The following is a 5,648-nucleotide window of genomic DNA, read 5'->3' as shown; positions in this document are numbered from 1 at the left end:
CGCGAGCCGGCAAAAAACGGCCTGGTCCATCCTCAGCCCCGCAGACGACGCATACCTCCGCCCAAACACCACCCCTGCGGCATTCCTCACCGGCCAATACTGCGGGGTTTCGGGTCGGCGGCAATATAATAGAGAGCCTTGCAGAGCCATTGTGTGACGATGCCCACCGTGGCACCGGCATCCCAGCCCCTTTCCGGGAGACGGTCCAGGGGAACAGCGAACGTGCTCTGAAGCTGCATGCCCTCGACCTGGATATCGATGGCCGCTGCTGCGGTATCCAGGCTGGCGGTAACGATCTCCGCCCCCAAGGGGGTGGTGAGCGGCACCTGCACGGCGATGGTCCCAGCGCCGACTTTCGTCTGCTCCGTCAGCCACTGCTCGTCCACCGCCAGGATCACCAGCCAGGCGATGATCCCCAGCCCCTGCTCCCAGGGTGAGGACGGGGACCGGACCGCGTTCTGGGGCAACGCCTGCAGGATGCCTCGGACCGCCCGGTGCACGGCGCTCACCGCCTCCAGGAGCTCCTGCCCAACCAGGGCATAGGCCACCTCCTCGCCGCTCTGGCTATCTTGCCCTGCTTGAGACACCTCGCCGGCCAGCGCTGCCAGCAGAGGAGCACACTCCTTCCTCCTCAGGAAGCTGGCGATGCCACGGGCTACCAAATCCCGGATCCGACGTGAAGGCCTGGACCTGTGGCCCTGTGGTGTCTCCTTCTCCCCAGCTGGACGAGGGGGGCTGTTCATCGCCAGAGGCATGACCATCTCCGCCATGCCAGCAGCTCGGCCTGGATGGTATCCCACCGGTCCTTCTGGCCGTCCGCCCCCCAGTGCAGGCCGGTCAGATGCAGCCAGGCAAACGTTGTCATCCTCCCCTCCCACTGTCCCCGCGAACGACCTCTCCTCCCGGATACTGGCCGCCCCCTTGCGTCCCAGTTCACAGGCACAGAGGCCACAGGATGGCCCTGAGGCCAATGGGCAGACGTTAGCCAGGATCGGAACCGGGTGTCAACGGCAAAGGAGCTGGCACCTTCCCGGTGCAAGGACGGCATGAACAATGGGGCCACCCGGCGCCTTCCGGTGGCCGCGTTTTTTGTCTCTTGCCAGACCGCGGTGCAGCCGGCATGGTGAGAATCATCCGGGCCAATGGGGGCAGGCGGGGATCGACACCGCCACCGGCCGGCCTGGATGAGGGCCAGCCATGTCCCGCCTCTGTCCTGAGACCCCGGCTCTGCCGCCGGTCGCTGCCACGATCATCCCTGCGGTGCTGGACCGCCGTCGCCGGGTTCTCCTCTTCGGCCCGCCGGGCAGCGGCAAGTCGTTCCTGGCCGCCGAGCTGGCCCGAGCCCTGGCCGCGGCTGGCCAGCCCTGCCGCGTTCTGGGGGCCGATCCCGGCTCGCCGGCCTTCGGGCCACCCGGCGCCATCGCCCTGGGCGAGTGGCAAGGCGCGGCCTGGCAGCTTCTGGATATGGTCGCTCTTTGCAGCCTGGATGCAGCCCGCTTCCGCCTGCCCCTGGTGGCCGCGGTGCGCAGCCTGGCCGCCCGGGCCGGCGACGGCCTGCTCCTGATCGACGGGCCGGGGGTGGTGCGGGGCGTCGCCGGGGCGGAGCTGCTGGCCGGCCTGGTGGAGGCAGCGGCCGTGGAGGCGGTGTTGGCGCTGCACTTGCCGGGCCAGCCTGTGCCTCTGGCGGCGGAGCTGGCCGCCCTGGGGGTGGCCGTCCATGTGGTGGCTGCGGCAGCGGGCGCCCGGCAGCCCAGCCAGCGCCAGCGGGCCCGGTGGCGCACCGCCGGCGCCGTGGATAGGCGACTGGATCTGGCCGGCCTCTCCCTGGTCGGCAACCCGCCGCCTCCGGACGAGCCGGCGGCCTGGCCGGGCCGCCAGCTGGCCCTCGTGGCCGGCGGCCGCACCCTGGCCCTGGGCGAGGTCCGGCGCCTGGCCGGCGGCTTCCTCTTCGCCCGGCTGCCGCCGGTTGCCACCCGGGCAGAGGCGATCCTGCTCCGGGATGGCCAGCGCAACGCCCGCGGGCTGGTGGAGACCGCGCCGCCTTTTGCCGGCGAACGGCTGGACGAGCTGCCGGCCGGGGTGGCCGGTGGCGGGCCGCGCCTGGCCGGCCGGATCGGCCTGGTGGATGTGGAGCTGGTCAATGGCGTCCTGGGCGATCCCCTCCTCCATCTGCGCCTGCGGCACCAGCGGCGCAGCCTGCTCTTCGATCTGGGGGAGGGCGTACGCCTGCCAGCCCGGATCGCCCATCAGGTCAGCGACGTCTTCATCAGCCATGCCCACCTCGACCACCTGGCCGGCTTCCTGTGGCTGCTGCGCTCCCGGATCGGCGAGCTGCCGGCCTGCCGCCTCTACGGCCCGCCGGGTCTGGCCGGCCATATCCAGGGCTTTCTGGCCGCCGTGCTCTGGGACCGGGCCGGGGCTCGGGCCCCGGCCTTCGAGGTGGCGGAGCTTACCGGCGACCGCCTGCGCCGCTGGCGCCTGCAGGCCGGGGTCGGCCTGCCCCAGGACCTGGGGGCGACGGCCGTGCAGGACGGCGTGCTCCTTGCCGAGCCCGGCTTCCGGGTGCGGGGCATCACCCTGGACCACGGCACCCCGGTCCTGGCCTTCGCCTTCGAGCCGGAGCGGCCGCTGGCCATCCGCCGCGACCGGCTGCAGGCCCGGGGGCTGGCGCCCGGCCCCTGGCTCACCGAGCTGCGGCGCTGCCTGAGCCTGGGCGATGCCGCAGCGACCATCCGACTGCCGGACGGGCACGCGGAACCGGCTGGCGAGCTGGGGGCTGACCTGGCCCTGGTCGGGCCGACCAGGAAGGTGGTCTACGCCACCGACCTGGCGGATACCGTTGCCAACCGGGAAAGGCTGGTGGCCCTGGCGCGGCATGCCCACACCTTTTTCTGCGAGGCGCCCTTTGCCGAGGCAGAGGCCGAGCAGGCGGCAGCCAGCGGCCACCTCACCAGCCGCGCCTGCGGCGAGATCGCCAGCTTGGCCGGGGTGGCCCGGCTGGTGGCCTTCCACCTCTCCCGCCGCCATTCGCTGGCGCCGCAGCAGCTCTATCAGGAGCTGGCCGCGGCCTGTCCCCGGACCGTGATCCCCCGGGCCTTTGCACAACGAACAGCGACGATCGAGCAGGGAATGTCCAACCGCAGAAGGGACCGGCAGAACTGATCCGAAACGGCAACGACCAGGACCGGACCGGGATAGTCGACCAGGCGCAGCGCCGGGCGCCACTGTGGCCCTGCAATCCAGCGCCGCATGGGCGAGGCGTGCCTCGCCCGTACGGGAGGCGGATCCGCGCACAACGCCGGCACTGACCGTTGGCCGGACCGGACGGTGCGGATGGCGAAGAGGGAGGAGGCGTGGTGTGCGGCGGTGGCGCGACACCTTCTGCCGGTTGCTGGGTGAACCGGCGTCGATTCCTGCAGCTGGCAGGCGGGGTCCTCCTGGGCGCCGCCTCCGGCCTGGAGGGCGCGGCGGCCCGATCGCCGCAAGGAGAAGCCATGCCGGACGCCCGGACGCCCGAGCCGGCCTCGCGGCCGGTGACCCTGTTCCTGGCCGGGGACGTCATGACCGGCCGGGCCATTGACCAGATCCTGCCCCATGCCAGCGACCCGCAGCTCTACGAGCCGTATGTCCAGGACGCCCGGGACTACCTCCGGCTGGCCGAGGCCCGGAGCGGCCCCATTCCCCGGCCGGTGGCCTTTGCCTATCCCTGGGGGGAGGCCCTGGCGGAGCTGGCGCGCCGGGCGCCGGATCTGCGGATCATCAACCTGGAGACCGCCATCACCGACCACCCAACCCCCTGGCCCAAGGGCATCAACTACCGCATGCACCCGGCCAACCTCCCCTGCCTGACCGCGGCGGCCATCGATTGCTGCGTGCTGGCCAACAACCACGTTCTGGACTGGGGCCGCCCGGGGCTCGCCCAGACCCTGGCCGCCCTGGATGGTGCCGGCATCCGGCACGCCGGCGCCGGGCCCAGCCTGGAGGCGGCCCGGGCGCCAGCGGTTCTCCACCTGCCCGGCCAGGGCCGGCTGCTGATCCTGGCCGGCGGCACCACCGACTGCGGCATCGACCGGCAGTGGGCCGCCGGCTCTGACCGCTCCGGCGTCCACCTCCTGCCCGACCTGTCCGGTTCCACGATACGGGCCATCGCCACCCTGGTCCAGACCAGCAAGCGGCCCGGGGACCTCGTGGTCGCCTCCCTGCACTGGGGCGGCAACTGGGGTTATGCCATCCCGGCCGCGCAGCGGGAATTCGCCCAGGCCCTCATCGACCAGGCGGGGGTCGACCTGGTCCACGGCCACTCCTCGCACCACGTCAAGGGCATCGAGGTCCACAACGGCCGTGCCATCATCTACGGCTGCGGGGATCTCCTCTCCGACTACGAAGGGATCAGCGGCTACGAGGCCTTCCGCGGCGAGCTGGGGCTTCTCTACTTCCCCACCCTGGATCCCGCCAGCGGCCGCCTGCTGGGCCTGACCATGACCCCGACCCGGGTCAGACGGCTTGCCATCACCCTGGCCTCCCGCCCTGAGGCCCAGTGGCTGGCCGCCGTCCTCAACCGCGAGGGCCGCCCCCTGGGCACCGGGGTGACCCTGGCCGAGGACGGCCGCCTGACCCTGCACTGGCCCGGGCGCTGAGCGGCGAGACGTCCGGCAGGAGGCGCCCGGGGATGCGTCAGGCGGCCTGGTAGAGCGCCAGGCGGCCGGAGGCCAGATGGAAGCCTGCCTGGCCCTCGGGCAGCCGCTCCCGCACCCCCAGCACCAGGAAGCCATCCGGCCGCAGGCGCTCCCGGAGCTGCGCGGCCAGGCGGCGCTGCAGCGGGGTGTCGAAGTAGGTGAAGACCAGATTGCGGCAGAGGATGAGATCAAAGGCCCGATCCGGCATGGCGGTGCGGATATCCTGCGCCTGGAAGAAGACCTCGCCCCGGAAGGCCGGGGCCAGGCAGAACTGACCCTCTTCCCGACGAAAAGCGGCCTGCCGGAGAACGGCGGGCAGCTCCCGGAGGGCGCTGGCCGGATAGCAGGCGCGACGGCCCCGCTCCAGGAGCTGGGGGTCGGCATCGGTGGCCAGGACCTTCAGGCGCAGGGAGGGGAAACGGCGCGCCAGCCCCTGGTGCCAGAGGAGGGCCAGGGAGTACGGCTCCTCCCCGGCGGCGCAGCCGATGCTCCAGGCGTCAAGCCCGGTGGCGCCGGCCGCGACGGCTCGGCTGGCCAGGGCTGGCAGCACCTGGCCGGCCAGCTCGGCAAAGACCGCCTGGTCCCGGAAGAAGCGGGAGATGGTGACCCGGCACAGCTCGTCCAGGAGCGGCCATTCGCCGGGATGATCGGCCAGATACTGCCGGTAGGCCTGGCCGTCCGGCAGGCCCAGCTGGACCAGCCGTCGCTCGATGCGCCTGGCCACCTGGCGCCGCACCTTGCGGAAGCCCGGCCAGCGCATGGCCAGCTGCGGCAAGGCCCATTGCAGGAAGAGCACGCAGTCGGCATCCTTCATGGCAGCCGCGCCGCTCCGGCCCGCCCGCGCACCTGCTCCCGGGCCCCGAAGCACCGTCCCCTACCTCCCATGACTCCCATACCTGAGCGCCCCCAGCCCTGCCCCGCGCCCCCAACCCCCCCAAAAAAAAGGGGCACCCCTCCGGCCGGCTGGTCGTG

4 protein-coding genes are annotated in these 5,648 nt (G+C 72.4%); 2 read left to right on the top strand and 2 right to left on the bottom strand.

Annotation, left to right across the window (positions count from 1 at the left end):
* Positions 1-86 precede the first annotated feature (86 nt).
* Positions 87-662, bottom strand: coding sequence for a hypothetical protein (locus AB1634_18440; protein MEW6221493.1), 576 nt, complete (start codon positions 660-662; stop codon positions 87-89).
* Between the two features lie 535 nt (positions 663-1,197).
* On the opposite strand from AB1634_18440, the gene AB1634_18435 reads away from it, so the two are divergent.
* Positions 1,198-3,162: a Clp1/GlmU family protein gene (locus AB1634_18435; GenBank protein ID MEW6221492.1), complete on the top strand. Its 1,965-nt coding sequence runs from the start codon at positions 1,198-1,200 to the stop codon at positions 3,160-3,162.
* Positions 3,163-3,494: 332 nt separating this feature from the next.
* Positions 3,495-4,637, top strand: coding sequence for a CapA family protein (locus tag AB1634_18430; protein ID MEW6221491.1), 1,143 nt, complete (start codon positions 3,495-3,497; stop codon positions 4,635-4,637).
* A gap of 37 nt (positions 4,638-4,674) precedes the next feature.
* Here AB1634_18430 and AB1634_18425 read toward each other — a convergent pair whose 3' ends face one another.
* On the bottom strand, positions 4,675-5,490 hold the full coding sequence (locus AB1634_18425; GenBank protein MEW6221490.1) for a CheR family methyltransferase: 816 nt from the start codon (positions 5,488-5,490) through the stop codon (positions 4,675-4,677).
* Between the last annotated feature and the right edge of the window lie 158 nt (positions 5,491-5,648).

The sequence above is a fragment of the Thermodesulfobacteriota bacterium genome (assembly GCA_040755095.1).
GTDB lineage: Bacteria > Desulfobacterota > Desulfobulbia > Desulfobulbales > JBFMBH01 > JBFMBH01.
This window is presented reverse-complemented; position numbering and strand designations above follow the sequence as displayed.

Bases quoted from the DNA above. Each gene is read 5' to 3' on its own strand.
- AB1634_18430 (MEW6221491.1), top strand. From the start codon at position 3,495: ATGCCGGACGCCCGGACGCCCGAGCCGGCCTCGCGGCCGGTGACCCTG.
- AB1634_18425 (MEW6221490.1), bottom strand. From the start codon at position 5,490: ATGAAGGATGCCGACTGCGTGCTCTTCCTGCAATGGGCCTTGCCGCAG.
- AB1634_18435 (MEW6221492.1), top strand. From the start codon at position 1,198: ATGTCCCGCCTCTGTCCTGAGACCCCGGCTCTGCCGCCGGTCGCTGCC.